The 22,322-nt window shown below is 50.8% G+C and carries 16 protein-coding genes and 2 tRNA genes; 8 read left to right on the top strand and 10 right to left on the bottom strand.

The genetic code is table 11. The features are described from left to right. Window positions 1-288: 288 nt before the first annotated feature. Window positions 289-645 carry a hypothetical protein gene (locus tag G5168_RS15170; protein ID WP_421252411.1) on the bottom strand — a complete coding sequence of 119 codons (357 nt, stop codon included), beginning with the start codon at window positions 643-645 and terminating at the stop codon, window positions 289-291. A gap of 270 nt (window positions 646-915) precedes the next feature. Between G5168_RS15170 and G5168_RS15165 the strand changes: the two genes are divergently transcribed. Beyond that, complete coding sequence (locus tag G5168_RS15165; RefSeq protein ID WP_421252410.1) at window positions 916-3,660, top strand: Ig-like domain-containing protein; 2,745 nt, start codon at window positions 916-918, stop codon at window positions 3,658-3,660. Window positions 3,661-4,407: 747 nt separating this feature from the next. Here the strand turns inward: G5168_RS15165 and G5168_RS15160 are convergent. The 5 genes from G5168_RS15160 to G5168_RS15140 form a co-directional block, all read right to left on the bottom strand. Further along, window positions 4,408-4,881: a hypothetical protein gene (locus tag G5168_RS15160; protein WP_421252409.1), complete on the bottom strand. Its 474-nt coding sequence runs from the start codon at window positions 4,879-4,881 to the stop codon at window positions 4,408-4,410. Continuing rightward, a complete protein-coding gene (locus G5168_RS15155; RefSeq protein WP_139739897.1) occupies window positions 4,878-5,678 on the bottom strand; it encodes a winged helix-turn-helix domain-containing protein in 801 nt (266 codons plus the stop codon). The genes G5168_RS15160 and G5168_RS15155 overlap by 4 nt, the downstream gene beginning before the upstream one ends. 309 nt (window positions 5,679-5,987) lie before the next feature. Further along, a complete protein-coding gene (gene gmtX / locus G5168_RS15150) occupies window positions 5,988-6,650 on the bottom strand; it encodes a gamma-mobile-trio protein GmtX (protein ID WP_421252408.1) in 663 nt (220 codons plus the stop codon). Next, on the bottom strand, window positions 6,647-9,616 hold the full coding sequence (locus G5168_RS15145) for a VPA1269 family protein (protein ID WP_421252407.1): 2,970 nt from the start codon (window positions 9,614-9,616) through the stop codon (window positions 6,647-6,649). Before G5168_RS15145 ends, gmtX begins: the two co-directional genes overlap by 4 nt. Continuing rightward, window positions 9,613-11,022 carry a tyrosine-type recombinase/integrase gene (locus tag G5168_RS15140; protein WP_421252406.1) on the bottom strand — a complete coding sequence of 470 codons (1,410 nt, stop codon included), beginning with the start codon at window positions 11,020-11,022 and terminating at the stop codon, window positions 9,613-9,615. Before G5168_RS15140 ends, G5168_RS15145 begins: the two co-directional genes overlap by 4 nt. Window positions 11,023-11,379: 357 nt before the next feature. Between G5168_RS15140 and G5168_RS15135 the strand changes: the two genes are divergently transcribed. The 6 genes from G5168_RS15135 (at window position 11,380) to G5168_RS15110 (ending at window position 17,504) form a co-directional block, all read left to right on the top strand. Further along, window positions 11,380-11,455: transfer RNA gene (locus G5168_RS15135), tRNA-His, on the top strand. A gap of 317 nt (window positions 11,456-11,772) precedes the next feature. Next, window positions 11,773-12,483: a two-component system response regulator RstA gene (gene rstA, locus G5168_RS15130; protein WP_227342586.1), complete on the top strand. Its 711-nt coding sequence runs from the start codon at window positions 11,773-11,775 to the stop codon at window positions 12,481-12,483. Window positions 12,484-12,504: 21 nt separating this feature from the next. After that, window positions 12,505-13,830, top strand: coding sequence for a two-component system sensor histidine kinase RstB (rstB, locus tag G5168_RS15125; RefSeq protein WP_421172596.1), 1,326 nt, complete (start codon window positions 12,505-12,507; stop codon window positions 13,828-13,830). Window positions 13,831-13,884: 54 nt separating this feature from the next. Continuing rightward, window positions 13,885-14,067: a hypothetical protein gene (locus G5168_RS15120; protein ID WP_076494658.1), complete on the top strand. Its 183-nt coding sequence runs from the start codon at window positions 13,885-13,887 to the stop codon at window positions 14,065-14,067. A 153-nt stretch (window positions 14,068-14,220) separates the two neighbouring features. Then, window positions 14,221-16,770 (top strand): bifunctional lysylphosphatidylglycerol flippase/synthetase MprF, encoded by a 2,550-nt coding sequence (gene mprF, locus G5168_RS15115; RefSeq protein WP_227342580.1) that lies wholly within the window; start codon window positions 14,221-14,223, stop codon window positions 16,768-16,770. Between the two features lie 11 nt (window positions 16,771-16,781). Beyond that, window positions 16,782-17,504: a virulence factor gene (locus G5168_RS15110; RefSeq protein WP_216953396.1), complete on the top strand. Its 723-nt coding sequence runs from the start codon at window positions 16,782-16,784 to the stop codon at window positions 17,502-17,504. Window positions 17,505-17,798: 294 nt separating this feature from the next. On the opposite strand, the gene G5168_RS15105 is transcribed toward G5168_RS15110, so the two are convergent. Both G5168_RS15105 and G5168_RS15100 read right to left on the bottom strand, forming a co-directional pair. Beyond that, window positions 17,799-17,886 (bottom strand) — tRNA-Ser (locus G5168_RS15105). A gap of 133 nt (window positions 17,887-18,019) precedes the next feature. Further along, window positions 18,020-18,475 (bottom strand): YbjN domain-containing protein, encoded by a 456-nt coding sequence (locus tag G5168_RS15100; protein ID WP_005337119.1) that lies wholly within the window; start codon window positions 18,473-18,475, stop codon window positions 18,020-18,022. A 158-nt stretch (window positions 18,476-18,633) separates the two neighbouring features. Here G5168_RS15100 and G5168_RS15095 point away from each other — a divergent pair, with 158 nt between their 5' ends. Continuing rightward, window positions 18,634-19,971 (top strand): flavohemoglobin expression-modulating QEGLA motif protein, encoded by a 1,338-nt coding sequence (locus tag G5168_RS15095; protein ID WP_216953395.1) that lies wholly within the window; start codon window positions 18,634-18,636, stop codon window positions 19,969-19,971. A gap of 78 nt (window positions 19,972-20,049) precedes the next feature. Here G5168_RS15095 and G5168_RS15090 read toward each other — a convergent pair whose 3' ends face one another. Continuing rightward, window positions 20,050-20,631 (bottom strand): thymidine kinase, encoded by a 582-nt coding sequence (locus G5168_RS15090; RefSeq protein WP_005351181.1) that lies wholly within the window; start codon window positions 20,629-20,631, stop codon window positions 20,050-20,052. A gap of 91 nt (window positions 20,632-20,722) precedes the next feature. Further along, window positions 20,723-22,303: a Na+/H+ antiporter NhaC family protein gene (locus G5168_RS15085; RefSeq protein ID WP_005351177.1), complete on the bottom strand. Its 1,581-nt coding sequence runs from the start codon at window positions 22,301-22,303 to the stop codon at window positions 20,723-20,725. Window positions 22,304-22,322: the final 19 nt, after the last annotated feature.

Here is a 22,322-nt window from a genome sequence, read left to right as displayed (position 1 = left end):
TGATCCTGCTTGCCTTTCTTCAAGGGAGGTTTGGCACCACTTAATCATGACCGTCTACAAATATATTATCGAAAGAATCCACGGTAATATTACCTTGATTTTCTCCTCAACACGAACAAAACGGCATATACAACCTCCCTTAGAAAAACAACTAAAAATAATCACCAGTACCTTAAATACCGCACAATTGCAATTCGCACACTTTATAGCAACAAGAACAAGCACCCAATTACAAAAATCAAACCCAATGTTGCACAGACCAGAAAAAGCAAAATCTCAAAAATTGCATCAATAAATACCGACATCACTTGCCACCTCCTTGTGTTTTTTGTTTTGTTGCTTTGAGACTTGAGCCTGCGCTGGCTGCAATTCAATAATGTTATCTCTGCGGTACGTGTTCAGTGTGAAACTGATAGACAAGTGAGCTATGACCAGATGGTACCCAAACACTAGCCAAACCTCACTAGATTCGAGAAGTGAAAAGAAATGAAAAGAAGTGAAACCCCAAGGGATGGGTGCTTTGACCAAGCCGAACTGCGAACTGGCAGCGAGCGCGTACGCATGCCAGGCAGAGCTGATTCTTACGTAAAGCCTTTCATTCAACAGCGTAACGGTATAACTGCCGGTGGCGTAACGCGACTTCATTCGTACGGTCCATAAGCACCAAGCCCTCACCCCCGAATTTCACAAAAATTCAAGTTAATTCCCTCCCCACCATCAAGCTCATCACGGACAATGCCACCGCCCAATGCAATGCGCGCAGTTCAAGGTATTGCTGTGTGTAGCCCTGTATCAGCAACCTAAAGGCTTGGCAACGCGAGTGAAGCTTTAAGATGGTTCATAAGGCTTAAATTTACTTAATCGGGCGCAACCACACACGAATGTGCTCACATGTAGTAGTGGACTGGATTTTATATGTTAATTGATTTACAAAAAAAGCTTCTAAAAAGGTTCATGCTTTTATTTGTCACCTCCATTCTAACCGCTTGTGGCGGCCCCGCTGGTGAAGCAGGTGGTAACGATGAGAACAAAGACCCGAGCGTTGAGCGCCCAGAACTACATAAAATAGATATCATCCCCTCACCGATTTTAACTCGTGGTATCAGCTCTCTGAGTCTGGCAAAAGGCAATTCTCAGCCCTTTATTGCTATCGGACATCATACCGATGGTTCTACCCTTGATATTTCAGATTCGGTCACATGGTCATTAAGTGATGAGTCTGTAGCAACAATCTCAGATGATGGTCTGCTCACTGGTGTCTCGGCAGGCACTATAACCGTGACCGCGACTAAAGATAACATCACCAGCAATCAGGTCGAGGTGACTATTACCGATGCGGTGATTACCGCACTCCAGGTTTCCCCTGCCGCCATCTCCGTAGTAACAGGCCAAGAGCAACAGTTGACTGTCATGGCCACCTACAGTGACAACACTTCTTTTGACGTGACCTCCACCGTTGCATGGGCTGTCGACAGCACCATCGCCACTCTCACTGCCAATGGCCTGCTGACCGGCGCCTCGGCTGGCAGCACCACCCTGACTGCAAGCAAAGATGGCATCAGCAGCAATGAAGTCTCGGTTACGGTCAGCAATGCCGTGATTACCTCACTGACAGTTACTCCTGCCAACGTTTCTGTGGCTAAAGGCCAACAAAAACCACTGAGGGTGATGGCTACCTACAGCAATAACACCTCTTCTGATGTGACAGACTCCGCAACCTGGGTATCTGCAGATGCCACTGTCGCGACAGTTACCTCCAATGGCCTGTTGACCGGCACCTCGCCAGGCTCCACCACCGTGACCGCAACCAAAGGTGGCGTCACCAGTAATCAGGTCGCGGTAGATGTCACTGACGCCGTGATTACGGCTATTACCGTTAGCCCTACAACCTTCTCAATCCACAAAGGCGAACAGCTGCAGTTGATTGTGATGGCGACCTACAGTGACAGCACCTCTTCTGATATCACGTCCTCCGTCACGTGGGATGTAGACAACACAGCCATCGCAACAGTAGCCCCGGATGGTCTGCTTACCGGCGCCTCGGAAGGCACCGCCACCGTGACCGCGACCAAAGATGGTCAAACCAGCACAGCGACAGCAAATGTAATAGCCGCCATCATTACCGAGCTTCGAATTACCCCTGAAACGGCAGACATTCCCGTCGGACAAACTGCGCAAATGCAGGCATTCGCAGTTTATAGCGACCTGACCACCGCGGATGTCACAGACGTAGCCACCTGGTCACGCTCAGAGCCGAGCGTTGTCACAGTAACTAAAGGGTTGGTTACCGGTGTGCGGGCAGGAAGCTCAACGGTGAATGCCATTTACGACGGTATCAGCAGCAAGCAGCCGGCGCAGGTGACCGTAACGCCTCTGGCGAATGTGGTCACTTGGGGTCGACCAGACTATGGCGGCGACAGCAGTGCCGTCGCGCATCAACTTACCAATGTGAGGGCTATCACGGCGAACTGGACATCATATGCCGCACTTAAAGGTGATGGTACTGTTGTGACTTGGGGCAACCCATATGACGGCGGCGACAGCAGCGCAGTGACCGACCAGCTGGTTGATGTGAAAGAGGTGTTCAGCACTGGAAGGGCTTTTGCAGCGCTCAAAAACGATGGCACTGTTGTCGCTTGGGGGGGTAATTATAATGATGAGGGCGTCACCAGCTCTGTCGCAAGCCAACTCACCAATGTTGTAGACATTATTCCTGGTGTCGATGGTTGGGGTCCCGGTAATTTTGCTGTCCTGAAAAGTGATAGTACAGCTATAGTTTGGGGTTCCAATATTTGGGGCTCCGAACCGCTGGCGTTCACGGGGATAAAGAAAATATTTGGCAATGCATCAGATTTTATAGCAATTAAACAAGATAACACTGTACTGCATTTGGCCGGCCACGGGGAGAGTTGCTTCCCGGTTGGTCTGACTGATGTTCGTGATATTTTTACAAGTACAAGTGCCTTTGCCGCACAAAAGAGAGATGGAACATTGGTTTTTTGGAAAGGAGACGGCAAGAATAACCCCTGTGTCAACGAAGAAATTTCGGCTTCGGCGTCTCTTGTTGGCGATGTCAAAGCCGTCACATCGAATAATTTTAGCGATGCTTTTGCATTTTTAAGAGGTGATGGAACTGTCTTCACCTGGGGTAAGGGGCGCGGGGGAGACTCCAGCCATGTACAGCATTTACTGGTAGATGTAAGGGCTATTTATAGCAATGATTTTGCATTTGCAGCCATAAAAAATGATGGCACAGTTGTGACTTGGGAGTGGCGATTTGATTTGCAATCTGGCCCGATTGAAGTGGGTAGCTCGGGTGGCGATAGCTCAAGCGTATCGCACCAACTAACTGATGTTGCAACTATTTCAGGAACTAGCGAAAGCTTCGCTGCACTGAAACATGATGGAACTGTTGTCACTTGGGGTAACCGATTTGACGGTGGAGATAGTAGCTCCGTCCAAGACAAATTGACGAATGTAAAGCAAATTTATTCAAATTTAACTGCGTATAGCGCGCTAAAGCATGATGGTACTGTCGTCACTTGGGGTAGAGCTGATGAGGGCGGCGATAGCAGCGCCGTTACTACACAATTGGTAGGTGTACAAACAATCATTGGTTGTTGCAGGAGTTTTGCAGCCCTAATCAATGAGAGTGAATAAATCACTAATCTTACACTGATAATGTTAGAGGTTAAAATGGGATGCATGACATTGCCATGCATCCCACTATCTCCCCCAAATTCATACGGTACTATTTCGTCGATTTGATTACAGAGTAAACATACATATAATGAGCATTAAAAAAGATCTTAAGGCGGTGATATTTATACTATCCAGCTTGATTGCCGCTCACGGCCTCTCGGTTCTATTATTTATCTTTATGGTCGATGTACTTATTTATTTTGAGATTTTTCAAATAAATACCAACACATTATCAAGTTTAACATCATCTCATCCCATAAAAATTCCACCAGTTGACTATGCACAGGTTATTGATGAAAACGCCATAGTTTGCACTTCATTTTGATCTTCTGCCTCCCTCTTCTTTAGATTGAGGGAGGAGAAAACTTGGGTAATAGTTGTTCCGAATAGTAGGACATTACACTCGTATAAATGTGGTGGAGCAAGTACCGAGTGTTAAGGTTTAACACATCAGGATGAACTGCTCTTAGGAACCGGTTATTTAGAAATTCACTCTGCTATATTGGTTAGCATGCCACAAACTACATTTTCATATAGTAACAAAATTTCCTACCCAACTCCCATTGCGTAATTAATATTTATCAACGGCATCAAGTCATCCATATAAATAACTGCAATGGCTAACTTGGCATTTTTCAAAATCAGATGATGCTACTTACAGCATAGTCGCCAATGAAAGCCATCGCCTAATAAATCAGCTCAACTTCAAAGAGACTTATGACTGGTTACAGCATATAAGTAAGGCCTATTTTCAGATAGTTCGAATACAACAATGTAATCCGGCCTTTTAAATATAAGCTTTACTTTTGATGATTTCTTTCTATTTGATAGGAGTTCAAGATACTTACTATGGTAATGTGAATCCTTAATATCAGCCAATACTAGTGGAGTCCCTTTTCTTGTATAAACACAAGTAAAATTACTACAGGATGATAAAGTTCCTTTATATTTAAAAACAGCATGGTTAGACAAACTAACATCAGTCAATGTTAACTGCTGATCAACATGCTCACTCTTCACTACAAACTTTGCCTTGATCGTTGCATCTGGCTCTTCATCTGATATACGATATCTCTCCCCTAGATAAATACCATCAGGGAATGGGGTGTTTCTTGTTACAAACTCAACATAGTATAGAATAAAGATCGAGAGCATCAAAAAAAATACTGACAACCTCATTTTAGCTCCCCCTCTTCTTGAGACAGAACTTCATAAATAAAATGATTAACCTCTTCCAGTTTATTATTAGACACCAGCATATTTATTGCTCTTCTTTCATTCTTTAAATAAATTGAAACATATGAGTTTTTATCTTCCTGATAAAAAAACACGTCACAAAAGCAGTTTATTTTCTCAAGTTCATTTTTCACATCCAATGGTATCTTCTGAATTGACATTAATCTCATGCGATCAGATAACTGAATGATACTCAAGTCATGGTCTTGATATTCAACCGAATCATAATTCATGGAATTATAAAATATAAAAGCACTATAAATAATTAAACTGATGGAAATGCCATATAATAAACATGTTAGTATTAAAGGATTGAAGGCTCTATTTTTTAGCTTATAAAATAACGAACGTATTTTTTCCCCAGCAGACAACGACTCCTCAACATCTGATGAGGTATCAATATCTATATCACTACTTTTGAGATCACTACTTTGAACTTTAAATTCTGTATGCTTTATTTTATAGCCAAGCCTAGGAACAGTTACAATGATCTCTATTCCAGGAGATAAGTCTGCCAGAGCTCCCCTCAACAAAGATATACTCTTCGAAAGCGAGGCATCCGTGACCGTAAGACCTTGCCAAGCATAGTCAATAATGTCATTTTTTGCTGACAGGTTATCTCCTGACAACAATAGAAATTCTAAGACCAACGAATCCCTTGCACCAAGCCGCCGAGACTGATTACCGCGAGACAAAGTATTATTGAACTTGTCAAATATAATTTTTGTATCCCTTTCCAAAACGTCACCCTATGCTTATCAGCAACTACTTTAGTTTAGTTTATAATTTTACAATAGTTATCCATCAAATGTTAATCATTATGTAAGTTACTTTTGTTACAAAAGATTATTTATTGTCACCAAGGCTGACTTATGTCTGTGATTTGCGACAGTTAAAACAAAGTTAGTTGAAAATAGATGTTTAACTTTGTATCTTTATAAATTGTTCCTCCCTGTTTATTAAATCCATTCGATGGGCTGTAACCTGAAGTGTTAAATATAATCACTAATACTTATTCATGATTTGTCATCAAATTACACCTATTAGTTTTAATGAGGGTTCTTATCACCAATCATAACTTCTAGTGCTTCTGCCAATCCAGGTTCTGAAAGAACAGTCCCAGAAGGAATCGGCCGCTTAGCTACAAGGCAACCATCTTTGTCAAAAGACAAATTAGGGTTGGATTGATAAAGTAAGTTTTCGAGAACCTCCAAATTCAAAATCCCCAATTCAGGTTTTATTACACTTGGCATTCCAGTATCAATAGAAACCAATGGCAATTTACTAATATTTCTCAGCGCATCATTTTGCACCTTGAGCGAACGTACTTGGCCAATAAATATCATCATTTTATGCTGGAGAACTGGATCACTAATTTTTGCCAGATCTTGTTCATCAATGCTGATTATGCCGGTATCAAGCGACTCAGTAATCTTAACCTTCTTCGCTGCCAAAACATCTCCCCAAGCATCGATTAAAATGGGATAAGGATTTTGGCCATTGCGCTTGTTATAAATGGTTCTAGTCGAGATTTTATACCCTTGCGTTCCTAATATTTTTACTACAGATGTAGCCGAAGGTATGGATCCCTGCTTTACCAGCTTTGAACAAACCTCGTGGATATTCGCAAGCATTTTTCTTTGATCTGCCTTTCTATTTTTTGACAATTCATGATATAAATCCTCTACTTGACTAATTGTTACAGGCTTCATTGATCATTTTCCTTGCATAACATCTGACTAGATAACTGTAGTCTTGCCATTTCACGTGGCATGCTAGGGGTAAAGCCAAGATCTTCTAATGTAACGCTGCCTGATTTCAATGCTAAAATTTCTTCCCCTGTGGCTCTGGTTACAAGGAGTTTTGCTAAGCTATCCGATACTCTCTGCTTTTCATCCATTGTAAGTGGCAGCATCATGAGCGGTTTATATCCGTTATTTAGAAGGATAATATTCATAATCTCATCACGCTCTCGCTCATAATTTTCATCACGGTCATTGATATAAATTCTACTAGCCTGAACAACGAGATCTAGCGTTTTGAAATTGCTAGGTGACTCAGCATACTCTATATCGAAGTAGCTCTGTGAGTGCACAATAAGATCAATTCCCCCTTCAGAATTTTCATGTGGTATCTTCCGAATCTTAGTGATAAGATTGTGAGTAGAGTGAAGCGAATGAATCAGTGTGTCTGTTTCATTACTAAGGCGCTCAATTATTGAGTTTAGTTTATTAATATCAGTTCTCAATTTTTCATTTGGCTTTCCCCCTGCCTTCACGGCAGTTCTCAAATTAACCTGAAGTTTACGGACATTTTCGGTAGCATCCTGAGTTGACTTTATCTTTTTCTCTATTTCAAGTAGCAATTTATTACCATGAACTATCAACTCCATTTTCCATGGAGAACCAGTGATAAAGTGACGGCAATTAACACAGTCTTTATCTGAAACCGCTCCATAAGTTTTAGTTTTCCCGTTTTTACGAATCACCTCTCCACCATCATAGCACCTCGTGCCACCGTATGGACAAATGCCTAAATGGGTGGCATTCCAAATACCGACAATCGCAGTACAATTTCGTTCTAACGCGCTTGCAGCATCTTCACTATTATATACTGCATATTTTTTCACCTCATTCCATGAAGAGTTTTTAATCCATCGAGCAAAGTCTTCCTGTTCCCTTAGCAAGATCTTGTAGCTAGCCTCATTTAGTATTTCCGTGACGTGTTCAGCCGAATGCTTTATGTAATAAAAGGTCATAGTTAAGCTTTTGTGCCCAGCAACAAGCTTACTAAGCACATCTATTGGAACCCCTTGTTCTGCCAATGAAGTTAGTCCCGCAACCCTTAGCCCATGAGGTGTAAAAAATACTGATTGGGGTTGTCCAACCTCATTCCAATTGAGAACAAGTTGGATATCCAGCCCCTCTTCATTAAGTTGTTTTTCCAGTTCAGCCATTGCCAGATTCCAATACTGAACTAGAGAACGCTCAGTTGGAGGGACCATGCTAGTTGCAGCACTTCGTTTCGAGTTTGTGCCCGAACGGAAAAGATAAAAACGGTCAGGAATATTATCTGCGATAGCCTGATTGGCTGTTTGAGGAAATACAGAATCTGGAATTTCTCTGGCAGAGACAGGATTGTAACACGGATTATACTTTTCCTGCCATGCTCTTAACTCTGTTGCTAGACGGATTATTTCGGGGTGCTTCCAAGGAATTTCATAACCAGAAAATTCACTAAACCCCACATCTTTGTCTGCTGTTTTATTGGAGTTTATGTAAAGAACCAGATTCTGGTAACCTTCTTCAAATGAGCGAGCTTCTCTCAGTAAACCACGGTCATAAACTCTAGCTTTAGGATCGTTCTTCCAATAATTAGCGGTACTTGATTTATTTGCAATCCATTTATTTAACTCTGGTGAGAATTGCTTAGTATCACCCTCTCCAGAATCACACCGTAGTAACTGGATACGCCTAACTGGAATTTCTAACATCATCAGGTAGATATATGTAACTGACGGCAACCAGAGAGGCTCACCTAGTTCGTTTGTTAAATGGTCACTATATTCACTACTTATTGTTTTTGGCCATGCACAATCTTCTCCTGAGAGCAAATCCCTTAACCTCATTCTAAGCCATAATGGCATAACCTCCTTGGTAGAAGATCCTGGCACATCCAAATCACTTTTATGAGAATTAAAAAAAGATTTAAGTGCTTGCGGACGAACTAATGGGTATGCGGCAGAAAATTTATCACCATTTTCTTCGGTGTCAGATAAATAGGTTTCGATAAACCAGTTGGAAAAATTCGTGTTGTATCTTACAAAATCGCAGAGAGCGGCCTCACTTGAAAATAACTTTTCATGAAACTTTGCTTCCGACCATGCTATGAAATCTACTGGTGGTTGTGAGCTAAAGAACTCTTCTGGCGATGGTATTTGGGTGCCCAAATAAACATCTTCCAAGAAGATACGAAATCGATGAAATGCGGTATGATAAGTTTTTAGCGTATAGTTACGGGTTGATTCAATATAGTGGTTCCAACGCTCAACCCATGAAACAAGATGCTCTGGCGGCTTGACCAGAAGATCTTCGCCTTTGTTTACCTTATCTGAGCGTTTTACATGAATGGCGTTAGAGAAGTTTTTCCCTTTTACCATTACATTCAGTAGTTCAGCCACCCCCTTTAAACCTGCTTTATCATGAATGCTAACATCATTAATATATCGTTCACCGTCTGTTCTTATGGGCGCTAAGAACTCCTTCCAGTCCTCCATAGTGACGTCATTAAGATATTCCCTCTCCATCAGAAAAAGAAGTTCACTCGCAGCAGTGATAATATTATTGACGAGAGTGGCTCTTGCTCGCTCGCTTTTTGGGCTATTAGCAACCCCATGAGAGGCTATATCCTTTTCAAGCCTATCTACTATTGATTTCGGGACCAGTCGCCTTCTTAAATTTTTGGGTATGTACGACTGCCCATACCTAGCGTAAAAAAATTCAGACGTTATCATCCATTTACACGTTTTGTAGTTTTTTATCAAACGCTCCAAAGCATTTTCAGCCTCTCTTGAAACCTTGGATGCAGCAAAAGGGGAAATGATCATCACAGATAGGGCTATTTCATCATTTTGTTCAATTGCGTTGCCATATCTTACACTGATACCACGCAATTTCATTTGACCATTCCTATATTGTTTAGTTGTGAGCTAAGTGTGTAACTGGCCAAGATCTTCTGAACCTTATCTGGCGGTAGTTTTTTGTATACTTCTTGTGCATCAATGGTTCGATGGTGCATTACATCCTGAACAATCGTGGACGGAACTCCAGCTTCAGCCATTACATGTCCAACGTGGTGCCGTAACGCATGAGGATTGAGTCCATAATCTCGACCACGAGGCAACTTTCGCCCTAATTTTTTCTCCAACCTCTCTAGTGCCCTCTCAAAAGATTTATCGAATGCTGCCATTGAATAAGGTGCACCTCGATAGCTGATTTTTTCCCCACGGTCTTCCCCATTAGATACAAATAAAAATGGATGTTCGGTTCCGTGATTAGCCTTGTAGCTCTCCATAAGTAAAGGACGATAGCGGTTCATGTAGAGCAAATACATTTCCCAAAACAGAAATGAATACGACTCATGCAAAAAATAAACAGGAGCTGACAAATTTTTTTTATCTACAGCCAGAGATTTCCAGGTAGCATGATGGCTCCTGCTAGCACCACTCCTATTTCTTGGTAACATTTTCCTCTGAGCCAAGTAGTGTTCTCTGGTTTGTTTATTGCCTCTAAAACCGGTTTTTGAGTATGAGGGGTGATATAAGGTGACTGTGCATCCCCCTGCTGAAGCAGGCACAACGTCATTAAACCAGAGATGCAATGGCTCTCCTTTTCTAAGCCCTCCCCCCGCTAGCAATATTGTGATCATTTTGGCCGTTATGTCCTCTCGCTCAAATGGATCAGTTGCATGAGGATCACGAATAAAGCCGTACATTATTAGCTGAGGAATAAGCTCTGACGGAAAGTCGTTGACGGTTCGCCTGTTACCTATCAATTCTCGGGGTTCGTAACCCAATTCCATACCAAAAATCTGCCTCGCCCTATCCAACCTTTCCGCTAGCATACTGACGTCCTTGGCATGATACAGCATTGATTTACTAGCTATTTTACTAGCCGTCAGCAGTCTTTTTAAACTAGGTGGGACTTCATCTAAATACTTAAGAAAAACTGGTCCCCCTTTGCAGCTGGCCTCATCTTTCCAAGCGATAAACCTAGTAATACTAGAGCACATCTTTTTTTGCACAGAAAGAGAACTGGGTGCCCAATATAGACCTAACTTGTCTTGATGGGTTTCTGCATCGATCGTGCCGTGACAAAGGGATAGCGAGAACCGCCGAAAAAGTTCTTGTCTTGATAAACCTAATTTAGCAACTGCAACGGAGAAATCATACAAAAGGCCCAATGCTCTAGATGTTTGTCTGGCCCATGACAAGCTAGTATTCGGATGAGCTTTAAAGTACTCAACTAGAGGCCAGAAAACAGAAAGACCATTTGGGGTCATCAAGTATAACATTGGTAGCTTCATGGCTGAGACATCATCCAACTTTTGGATGACTACAACATGAGACCGACCCAAAGGAGAAAACTCATTAAGCCTCAAGGCAACCACCGCCTAACATTACAATCAACTCATTAACATAATGGTAAATTTTGTTAGGGGGTTGGTCAAATTCATAATCTAAAAAAATTGTTGATTTACTCGATTTATCAGCCTAACATCCGCACCATCAAAAGCATACTAGTAACTAGTGGTAACCTATGCAGAGGGGTTAGAAGAGCAACGGCCTTCTAAGCCGTGGGTCGCAGGTTCGAATCCTGCAGGGCGCGCCATTGATACTCTCCTTTTCTTCTGGATTGGCGAGTGTTGATGAAGATTTTAGTGGTGGCTGTAGCTCAGTTGGTAGAGTCCCGGATTGTGATTCCGGTTGTCGTGGGTTCGAGCCCCATCAGCCACCCCATTATTTTGTCGATAATCGCCGCAAGGTGGTGTCCATCGACTTGGAGCAGTGACCTTCTGGTCTGCTCCGCGAAAAACCGGCCTTGGCCGGTTTTTTTGTTTTTGCGCTCGACAGCACCTTACCTTGTCTGCAAGGCCATCATCCTCCAGATCGATAAACGCGGCTCCGCCCATTTGTCACGATGTGCGCCTCCTCATCGATACACACAGCCACTCTCCCCCACACATCAGCCTGCCCGGTTCTTTTTCTGTATTTCCCAAGCGCCATTGATATGCTGATCGCTCTTCTTCTCTCCTGCTTTCCGTTGGAGCTTTTCTATGCAACGCATTCTTTTTGTCGAAGATGATCCCGAGATTGGCCAGCTCATCAGCAGTTGGCTCGGTCGCCACGATATGGACGTGATCCTCGAGCCCAGAGGGGACATGGCGCTGGCCCGAATCGAGGCCGAACAGCCCGATCTGGTGCTGCTCGATATCATGTTGCCGGGGCAAGATGGCATGTCCCTCTGTCGGGATCTTCGGCCACGCTTCGACGGCCCCATCGTAATGCTCACCTCGCTGGATAGCGACATGAACCAGATCCTGAGTCTGGAACTGGGCGCCAACGACTACATCCTTAAAACCACCCCGCCCCCCGTGCTACTGGCCCGACTTCGGGTGCAGTTTCGCCAACACCAGCAAGCATCAACCCAACCGGCCGCCACCAGCAGCGTTCCCCAGCAACTGCAATTTGGTCTGCTGCGGGTGGATGGTCCGGGGCGAGATGTGCGCCTCGATGGCGAGAGCATTGCTCTCTCGACCGCCGACTTTGATCTGCTGTGGGAGCTCGCCTGCCACGCGGGCCAAATCTTGAGTCGGGAAGCCCTCTTTCGCAGCTTGCGCGGCCGGGAGTACGACGGCCAGGATCGCAGCATGGATGTGGCCATCTCCCGCCTGCGCCGCAAACTGGGTGATAACCACGACAACCCGACCCGGATCAAGACGGTGCGCCAGAAAGGTTACCTCTTCGTCCCCCACGCCTGGGCATAACCCTCTTTCGGGAGCACCGCCATGCGCCGCCTCTTTATCCAGTTCTATCTGTTGTTGATCGGCTGTTTCACGCTGGCCATCCTGCTGGTTGGCGTGGTCTATCAGGTGACCGCCGAACGGGCGGGTGATCGCTATCTCGAACGCATGATGCAGGGCTCTCTTGGCCTGTTGACCGGCGAGTTGGCAAGAACTCCACCCGAGCGCTGGCCCGATCGACTGGCCGAGCAGAGCAGTCAGTTTACCCTCCCCCTCAAGATCGGCGAGCTGACACGCCAGCCCTTGGCCAGCGAGGATCAGGCCTTTCTGGCCGCCGGCAACATTGTCATCGTCGAGGAGGATGACACCTTCCTGCAGCGCATCCCCGATACCGATCGGGTGCTGATTGTCGGCCCTGTCCCCTACCTCTCCTACCTGCATGAGCTGCACTGGGTCGATGTAGGGCTGTTGCTGGTGATCGGCCTATCCCTCGGCCTGCCCATCCTTCTGTGGTTGCGTCCCCACTGGCGCGGCTTGCAGCAGTTGGAGCAAACCGCACGTCGCGTAGGCGATGGGGATCTCTCCTGCCGAACCAATCTGCCACCGGGCAGCAGTCTGGCCCGGGTGGGGCTTACCTTCGATCAGATGACCGCCCAGCTGCAAGCCATGCTCACCAGTCGCAAGCAGCTGACCGATGCCATCGCCCATGAGCTGCGTACCCCGCTGGTCAGATTGCGCTATCGGCTTGCCATGCTCGATCCTGCCCCTGCCGCAGAAGAGCAGCGAGCACTGGAGCGGGATCTGGGCGCGCTGGACTCGCTTATCGAAGAGATGCTGACCTACGCCAAGCTGGACAGGCCGGAGCTTCCGCTGCAGCGGGATGAACTGGAGCTCGGCAGTTGGGCAGAGCATCACCTCGGCGACTGGCAAGCGTTGCGGCCGGAGAAACATCTGACCCTCGCTCTGCCTCCCATCAAGATGCCCTGGTGCGGCGATCAGCGTCTGCTGACGCGCGCGGTGGAGAACCTCATCGGCAATGCCCTGCGCTACGCCGAGAGGGAGGTTACCCTCTCCATCTCGCGGCTGCAGGAGAACTATTTGCTGGAGGTGAGCGACGATGGGCCGGGGATCGATCCGGCGCTGGCGCCCCAGATCTTCGAGCCGTTCGTGCGTCTTGATCAGAGTCGGGATCGCCGCACCGGCGGCACCGGGCTGGGGCTCGCCATTGTGCGCAGCATAGCGCTCCACCATGGTGGTGATGTGGCATTGCTTCCCGCCGCCAAGGGAGCCCGCTTCTGCCTCACCCTGCCTGTACATTTGGATACAAACCGTCACCAACCGCTCACTGAAGGGCCGCTGCTACCGTCATAGGATGACTGTCATGGAGAACGCTCCATAACATCAACCCGAATAAGGAAATTGAACATGAAAAAGATCATTCCTCTGACCCTGGCAGCCGTCTTCGCCCTCACTTCCGGTTTCACCATGGCGGCCACCCCGACCAAGACAGCCACACCGCAGGCGACCCAGACCAAGGTGGTGAAAAAACACCATAAAACCACTCACGCCAAGACTCCTGCCGTCAAAGTCGCGCCGAAAACCAAGTGATCCAACCGGTCACTGGATATCACAGAGGGAGGCTGACGCCTCCCTTTCCATCTCTTCCCGAAATTTTCCTGACGAGCGCCTCCCTCGTCCAAACCGGATCCACGACCCGGCTCCCCCTTTGCGGGAAACGGTCAATGACCACAGGAACATGGCATGTGGCGTCATCTGCTTAAATGGCTCGGCCCCTTGTGCAGCTTGCTGCTGCTCGGCACCGCACTGACCGTGCTGTATCACCTGACTCAGGCATGGCACTGGCACGATATTCGTGTGGCCATCTGGTCCCAACCCCTGCCGCGACTGGCGGGCGCCCTGCTGCTGACCCTGCTCAGTTATGGTTGCCTCTGCAGCTATGACATGCTGGCGCTCCATGCGCTGGGCAAGCGCCTTCCCTGGCAACAGGTCAGCATTACCTCCTTTATCGCCTACACCTTCTCCAACACCCTGGGATTTGCCCTGCTGACCGGCACCTCGGTACGCTATCGCCTTTACTCCGCACTGGGGCTCGCCACCGGGGAAGTGGCACGCGTGGTGCTGTTCTGCTCCATCACCTTCTTCCTCGGCCTGCTAGCGTGGGGAGGTGGCGCCCTACTGACCTGCGATGCATCACAGTTGCTGCCTGACTGGCCGCAATGGGCAGATACCTTGCTCAATCTGGCTGGCGCTATGGCGCTGCTGTTGGTGGCCTGCTACCTCTGCTGGCCCGCCCCACATCTCTCTTTGCGGAAACACACCCTGACCCTGCCGGGCTTTCGGATACGTCTGTTGCAACTGCTAGTCGCGCTGGCCGACTGGATGGCCGCCGCCGCCGTGCTGTTTGTGCTGTTGCCTGCAGATAGCGTCCCCTACCCTGTGCTGCTCAGTGCCTTCGTGCTGGCCAGCTTCCTCGGGGTACTGGCCCACGTGCCGGGCGGGATCGGCGTGTTCGAAGCAAGTATGAGCCTGCTGCTGGCCCACTACCTGCCGGCCGACAAGCTGCTCGCCTCGCTGCTACTCTACCGCTGCATCTATTATCTGCTTCCCTTTCTCTGTGCCCTGCTGCTCTTTGCGAGTCAGGAGATGCTGCAACAAAAAGCGCGCTGGCAGCGGCTACAGGGGCTGATGAGCGCGGTGCGCGAATTTCTGCCTGCCCTTATCAGCATGGGCACCTTTGCCGCCGGCAGCCTGCTGCTCTGCTCGGGCATGATCCCGACCATGCGCAGCCACATCGAAGTGTGGTTGCAGGTGCTGCCGCTCCATCTGCTGGAGCTCTCCCACGTGCTCGGCAGCGTGAGCGGTATCCTCCTGATCCTGCTGGCGCGCAGCCTCTACCGCCGTCACGACGCCGCGTTTCGCATCACCCAGCTGCTGCTGGCACTGGGTGTCGCCTTCTCCCTGCTCAAGGGCGGAGACTGGGAGTCAGCCCTGCTGCTCGGCAGCTTCCTGCTCATCATGACTCCCTGCAGCGCCCTCTTCTATCGCAAGGGATCGCTGCTCTATCCCCAGTACACCCCGGGCTGGCTCATCTCGGTCGGCGCCGTGCTGCTGGGAGCACTGTGGCTGCTGCTCTTCTCCTATCGTCAGGTGGAGTATGACCACGCCCTCTGGTTCCACTTCTCGCCCCACGGCGGGGCTGCCCGCGGCCTGCGCGCCATGGGGAGCGTGGTGGCAGTGCTGGCCGTGGCCGGGGCTGCCCAGCTGCTTGCGCCGCTGCGCGTGGTCGGTGAAAAACCGGACAAGGAGACGCTGGCGCGCGCTCACGAGCTGGTGGTTCGCGAAGGGGGGATCCACGGCTATCTGGCCCAGCTGCAGGACAAGTCCCTGCTATTCCACCCCGCCGGCGACGCCTTCCTGATGTATGGCATCGAGGGCAACAGCTGGATTGTGATGGGGGATCCCGTCGGTCGCCCCGAGCAGATCGAAGAGCTGCTCTGGCAATTTCGCGAGCGATGCGACGAGCACGACGCCAATCCGGTCTTTTATCAGGTCTCGGCCCGCTATCTTCCGCTCTATCTGGAGCTGGGGCTGATCCCCTTCAAGCTCGGTGAAGAGGCGATGGTCGATCTGGCCACCTTCGATCTGGCTGGCAGCCGGCTGCGCAACCTGCGCCAGAGCCACGCCAAGGGCAAACGGGAAGGGTTGACCTTCGAGGTGGTCGAGGCAAGCGCCGTGGCCCCCCTGCTGCCTAGGTTGCAGACCGTCTCCGATACTTGGCTGCAGAGCAAAATGGGCAAGGAGAAGGGTTTCTCGGTCGGCCGTTTCGAGCCTGACTACCTGACCTTGAGCCCGGCTGCGCTGGTGTGGCACGAGGGGCAGATCGTCGGCTTTGCCAACCTCTGGGTGAGCGATAACAAGGAGATGCTCTCCATCGATCTGATGCGCTACAGCCTGGATACCGGCACCGCCCCCATCATGGATTTTCTCTTTGTCGAACTGCTGCTGTGGGGCAAGGCGCAAGGGTACGCCAGCTTCAATCTGGGGATGGCCCCCATGTCCGGCTTCAACGATCACCCGCTCAACAGCTACTGGGCCCGCCTTGGCAATACCCTGTTTGTGCGTGGCAGCCGTTTTTACAACTTTCAGGGGCTCAGACGCTACAAGGAGAAATTTTCGCCCCGCTGGGAACCCCGCTACCTGCTCTGCAGCAGCAAGCTGGTACTGCCCAGAACCCTGACTCACCTGATCACCCTGATTAGCCGCGGCCCGCTAGGGCTGATCAAGAAATAGGAGGATGGCCAATGAGAGCCCTGATATTGCTGTTACTCAGTCTCGTACTGCCCGTTTCATCTTTTGCGGCGCACGCCGCCCCGGTCAAGGATGACCTGAGCCTGATTGAGCTGCCGGTCAAGCAGTCATCCGACACCCCCATGGTGATCTTTCTCAGCGGCGATGGTGGCTGGGCGGCCCTCGACAAGGGGCTGAGCGCCCAGTTTCAGCTGAACGGCATGCCGGTCGTGGGCTGGAGCTCCCTCACCTACTACTGGAAGAAGAAAACCCCGGAGCAGGTGACCGCCGATCTGGAGCGGATCCTCAATGATTACCAGACTCGCTGGCAGCGCCCTCACTGGCTGCTGGTAGGCTTCTCGTTTGGTGCCGAGATTGTCCCCTTCGTCATCAACCGGTTGCCGGAGCACTATCGTCAGGGGCTGGTCGGGGCCGTGATGCTCTCCCCCTCCACCAGCTCGGACTTCGAGATCCACGTCAGCGATATGCTGACCCACAAGGTGCGCAGCTACCCGACCGAACCGCAGGTGAAAACCATCCGCGACCTGCCGATGCTCTGCCTGCAAGGAACCGATGACGATAACGGCGACCGCCTCTGCCCCCGTCTCAACCAACCCAACGTCACCACCGTCACCCTGCCGGGAGGACACCATTTTGACGATAACTACCCCCAGCTCTATCAGGCCATCACCAAGCATCTGAACCTGCCCCCGGATCCGCTGACTGTGGAGCATTAACCCGTATCACCACGGAATGCCTTTCAAGTACCGAGCAGGGCAAATCAGCGAGCAATGAAAAGGGCCTCTCTTGCGAGAGGCCCTTTTACTGAATTGGGCGGAAACTTTAAAAGGATCGACCAATGGGTTGGCCGTGGCGTCAAAGTCACCGAGGCTTTTCACTACGATTGCCCAAGAGGTTCAGCCAGATGCTGGGCTATCAACAATGAGGATTTGCATTCCTATGCCAGCAACCACGCGGGGATTGCGCCAGAAAGCAAAAAGCCCTGATGTTTCCATCAGGGCTTTGCAATGTGGCGGTGAGGGAGGGATTCGAACCCTCGATACGTTGCCGTATACACACTTTCCAGGCGTGCTCCTTCAGCCACTCGGACACCTCACCAAATTTTGGTCTGTGGTTTAACGTGTTCAGCCAACACGGTGTTCGCTGCGCTGTTGCGCTGGAACGGGCGTAATTTAGGGGAAAGCCCCGCCCGCGTCAACGGCTTTTTTCACCTGGCGAACCGTTCGAACACTTAATGCACAGATTCCGGTGCAACCTGGATTTCCGGCAGGTTGAGGAAGCCGGAACGTTCGCATTCGGCAACCAGTTCGTGGGTGGCAGCGATGGTGCTTTGCACGAACAGCAGGAACTGCTCGACGCTGAGTCCGGCCTTGGTAAAGACGGTGTGCCCGACCACCAGCCGCGGCAGGTTGTCATCGATGATATCGAGGAACACCTTGAGGGAGGGGTACTGCATATTGAGTCGACCCAGTTCGGCAACCAGCGGCAGCATTGCGGAGGGGCGCACTTCCAGCTCGGAGGAGAACAGCAGGCCTTCCTCTTCCACGAAGATCCGGCTCTCCTGAATACCATCGACCGACTGCAAAGAGACAATGTGGATACCGTGACACTGGTCGCAGACATAGTGCTCGATACGAGCCTGTTGCAACCAACGCATTATCATTTCGGAGCTGGGGATATTCATCATTTCCACGACAAGATTGGGATCAAGGGGCGCAGTCTAAACCAATTTGCTATCAACAAAAAGCACGCCAACCCAATAACCCTGCGGCTCGCTTCTTTTTGGCAAGAGCTATGCATATACTCAGCCAAATCCACGACGACGCTTGCCCCACAGGGGGCCCCATGACTATCCAAGAAAAGTATCGCCTTCATCTGAAATCACTCTCGGATGAGCTGCTCACCCTGCAAAAACCCATCCGCATTCTGGATGCCATCAAATGGCCACGCCATCTGCAGGATCGCTTTCTGGCAAGCGGTGGCAGGGAGCTGCCCGCTATCGACAGGCACTTCTATGATGCCCTCCCCCTCGGCTTCGATCCGCGCAACAAGTATCTGGAACTCAAGGAGCTGCGGGACAGGATCCGCAGAAAACTGGGGCCACAGGACGATCTTGGCCGGATCCTGCAAGAGACGGTCGATCAGTACATGGTGGTGATCGAGATGCTGCGCCAGCGCGGCCAACCCGATTTTCAGCGTTACAGCCAGCTGCTTTATGGCTCTGCCAGCGATCACCTGCGCGGGGATCGCAAGACTCTCAAGGAGCTGGGCGCCCGCCTGTGCGATATCTTCTCCCTGCCCGGCGCCCGCCATCTGGTGCGCCCCTACCCCAAGGAGTTCGAAGGAGAGGCCGCGGTCGCCAAACTGCAGGGCAAGCTGTCGAGCTACTTCAGTGACGGCACTGTGCAGGTGAAGCTGAGCGATGGGATTGTCTCCGATGCCGCTGCCGGTGGCGACTACATCAAGCTCAACTCCCACGCCCGTTTCTCCGAGCTGGACTTGCAGGTGCTGGAGGTGCACGAGGGGTGGGTCCATGTCGGCACCACCCTCAACGGTCGCCAGCAGCCCTATGCCACTTGGCTGAGCGCCGGTTCACCGCGGATCACCGCCTGTCAGGAGGGGCTGGCTGTCCTGATAGAGACCCTCACCTTCAGCTCCTTTCCGGATCGGGCCAAGCGCATCTCCGATCGGGTGATGGCCATCGACATGGCCGAGCGCGGCGCCGATTTTATCGAGGTGTTTAAGCACTTCGTACAGCAGGGCACCAGCGAGCACGACGCCTACAAGATCACCCAGCGGGTCTTTCGTGGCGGCATGGTGGGCGGCGGCGCCTGTTTTACCAAGGATCTCTCCTACGTGCGTGGCTATGTGGAGACGGTCAACTTTATCCGCAGCGCCGTGCTGGAAGGGGTGCCCGAGATCCTGCCAATGCTGTTTGTCGGCAAGGTGACGCTTGATGATATTCCGGTACTCTATCAACACTATCTGGAGGGGCTGATCGCCGCCCCCCGCTATTTGCCGCCGATGTTTCGCGATCTCACCGGCCTCTATGTCTGGTTCGGTTTTGCCTCCGGCATGTCGCTGGTGGATATCGGCCGGGTACAGCACCATTTTCGCCAGCTATTTCAACGCCTGCCGGTGGCCGACCCCATCATTGCGCCGGTGGATATCGAGATCGACTGAACCGCAGAGAAGCAAGCAGGAAAATAAAAAGGGCGCCAGATTGGCGCCCTGCTCGACGATTCAAATATCGCAGCCGACTTACTTGTAGGCCCGACCTTCGAGATAGTGTTTGCGACAAAGCGATACATAGCGATCGTTGCCGCCGATCTCCACCTGTTCGCCATCACGCATCACCTGCCCCGCTTCGTTGACCCGGGAGTTCATGTGAGCCTTGTTGCCACACCAGCAGATGCTCTTCAGCTCTTCAAACTTGTCGGCCAGACAGAGCAGATGGTAGGAACCGGGGAACAGCTCACCGCGAAAATCGGTCTTGAGGCCATAGGCCATCACCGGAATATCCTGCTCATCGACGATGCGGGCCAGCTGGTAGACCTGCTCACGGGTCAGGAACTGGGCCTCGTCCACGATGAAAACATCGATATGTTTCTTCGCATGGCGCGCTTTCACCATTTCAAACAGATCACAGCTGTCGCTGAACACGTCCACCTTCAGTTCAAGGCCAACCCGGGCACTGATCACCCCGACCCCGAAACGGTCATCGATGGCTGGCGTCATCGCCAGAGGATGCATGCCCCGCTCCAGATAGTTGAAGTGCGCCTGAATGAGCTGGGTGGATTTGCCTGAATTCATGGTGGCAAATTTGTAGTGCAGTGAAGCCATGATACTGTTCCGAAACTGAATTTATGGGGCGCATGCTAACCAAAGCCCCTGACAAAACCAAGGGGCCCGCGGGCCCCTTGCTCTATAAATGTTACGCGGTGGCCAGCACTGGCCGCGCTTTGGCCTTTTTCAGGTGATAGCCGGTAAAGAGCACGAACCAGAGGGCACTGACACTGAAACCGGCCAGGCTGGAGTGCATCAAGCCCATCGCCAGGTAACCGATGGCCGCGCCGAAGGCGATGGCCAGTGCATAGGGCAGCTGGGTCATCACGTGATCGATGTGATGGCAACCGGCACCGGTGGCAGAGAGGATGCTGGTGCTGGAGATGGGTGAGCTGTGATCCCCGAACACCGAGCCAGCCAGTACCGCAGCCAGCATCGGCAGCATCAGGCTGATGTCGCTGGCGGCGGCCATGTCACCGGCCAGCGGCAGCATGATGCCGAAGGTACCCCAGCTGGTACCGGTAGCAAACGCCATGGCACAGGAGAGGATAAAGACCACGGCAGGCAGCACTTCGATCGGCAGGTTGCCGTTAGCCAGCGAAGCCAGGTACTTGCCGGTCTCCACGTCGCGCACCACGGCACCTATGGTCCAGGCAAACAGCAGGATGTTGATGGCTGGCAGCATGGCCATGACGCCTTGCGGCGCGGCCTTGATCCAGTTCTTGGCTCCCAGCTTCAGGCGCATCGCCAGACCGATGGAGACCACCAGACTGCACAGGGCACCGTAGACCAGCGAAGAGCCGACGTTGGTATTTTCGAACGAGCCGAGCACGCTGAATGGCAGCCCTTTCTCGCTCAGCACCGCAGCACCGGAATCAATCATGAAATAGATGGTGGCGGCGGTCAGAGTCAGGATCGGCAGTACCATGTCGATCATGCCGCCGTTGCTCTCCTCCGGGCTCTCCATATCCAGACCGATGGGGCGGCCCTTGGACTCATCCCACAGCTTGCCTTCCAGCGCCCACGCTTCGTGTTGACGCATCGGGCCGATATCCAGCTGACAGGCGATCACCACCAGCACCATGATCAGGGTGAAGACGGCGTAGAGGTTCATCGGGATCATCTCGACAAACGCAGCGATGGGGCTCTGCTCGGTCAGACCGTGGGCCGCCATGATGCCGCCAACCAGGGCGATGATATAAGCCCCCCAGGAGGAGATGGGCATCAGCACGCAGACCGGCGCCGCGGTGGAGTCCAGCAGATAGGCCAATTTGGCACGGGAGATCTGGAAGCGGTCGGTGACCGGACGGCAGATGGCACCCACCGACAGGCTGTGGAAGAAGTCATCAATAAAGAAGGCAAACACCATCATCCCAGTCAGGGCTTTGGCGCCCTTGCGGGTCTTGGCACGACGCTCGGCCCACTCGGCAAAGGCACGGGTCGCCCCGGAGACGCTCATCAGGCTGATGAGGCCACCCAGCAGCAGCATAAACAGGATCATGTTGACATTGTCACGATTGAGCGCGCCATCGACCCAGAAGATCTTGAGCACGGTATTCAACATGTAATGCAGGGATTCGAGGGGTGAAAACTGATTGAGCAGCAAACTGCCGGTGACGATGCCCACACCAAGGGACAGCAGCACGCGGCGGGTCATGATCGCCAGCGCGACAGCCAACAGGGGGGGAAGAACGGACCAACCGGAGTCGGCGAAATGACTAATGTCCATGATCTCTTTGCACCTAAAG

It is taken from the genome of Aeromonas sp. 600724, assembly GCF_049175135.1.
Classification (GTDB): Bacteria; Pseudomonadota; Gammaproteobacteria; order Enterobacterales; family Aeromonadaceae; genus Aeromonas; species Aeromonas veronii_A.
Note: the sequence above shows the minus strand (reverse complement) of the source record. Positions and strands in the feature narration are given on the sequence as shown.

Bases quoted from the DNA above. Each gene is read 5' to 3' on its own strand.
- G5168_RS15170 (WP_421252411.1), bottom strand. From the start codon at position 645: ATGAAGTCGCGTTACGCCACCGGCAGTTATACCGTTACGCTGTTGAAT.
- G5168_RS15165 (WP_421252410.1), top strand. From the start codon at position 916: ATGTTAATTGATTTACAAAAAAAGCTTCTAAAAAGGTTCATGCTTTTA.
- G5168_RS15160 (WP_421252409.1), bottom strand. From the start codon at position 4,881: ATGAGGTTGTCAGTATTTTTTTTGATGCTCTCGATCTTTATTCTATAC.
- gmtX (WP_421252408.1), bottom strand. From the start codon at position 6,650: ATGAAGCCTGTAACAATTAGTCAAGTAGAGGATTTATATCATGAATTG.
- G5168_RS15145 (WP_421252407.1), bottom strand. From the start codon at position 9,616: ATGAAATTGCGTGGTATCAGTGTAAGATATGGCAACGCAATTGAACAA.
- G5168_RS15140 (WP_421252406.1), bottom strand. From the start codon at position 11,022: ATGAAGCTACCAATGTTATACTTGATGACCCCAAATGGTCTTTCTGTT.
- rstA (WP_227342586.1), top strand. From the start codon at position 11,773: ATGCAACGCATTCTTTTTGTCGAAGATGATCCCGAGATTGGCCAGCTC.
- rstB (WP_421172596.1), top strand. From the start codon at position 12,505: ATGCGCCGCCTCTTTATCCAGTTCTATCTGTTGTTGATCGGCTGTTTC.
- G5168_RS15120 (WP_076494658.1), top strand. From the start codon at position 13,885: ATGAAAAAGATCATTCCTCTGACCCTGGCAGCCGTCTTCGCCCTCACT.
- mprF (WP_227342580.1), top strand. From the start codon at position 14,221: ATGTGGCGTCATCTGCTTAAATGGCTCGGCCCCTTGTGCAGCTTGCTG.
- G5168_RS15110 (WP_216953396.1), top strand. From the start codon at position 16,782: ATGAGAGCCCTGATATTGCTGTTACTCAGTCTCGTACTGCCCGTTTCA.
- G5168_RS15100 (WP_005337119.1), bottom strand. From the start codon at position 18,475: ATGATGAATATCCCCAGCTCCGAAATGATAATGCGTTGGTTGCAACAG.
- G5168_RS15095 (WP_216953395.1), top strand. From the start codon at position 18,634: ATGACTATCCAAGAAAAGTATCGCCTTCATCTGAAATCACTCTCGGAT.
- G5168_RS15090 (WP_005351181.1), bottom strand. From the start codon at position 20,631: ATGGCTTCACTGCACTACAAATTTGCCACCATGAATTCAGGCAAATCC.
- G5168_RS15085 (WP_005351177.1), bottom strand. From the start codon at position 22,303: ATGGACATTAGTCATTTCGCCGACTCCGGTTGGTCCGTTCTTCCCCCC.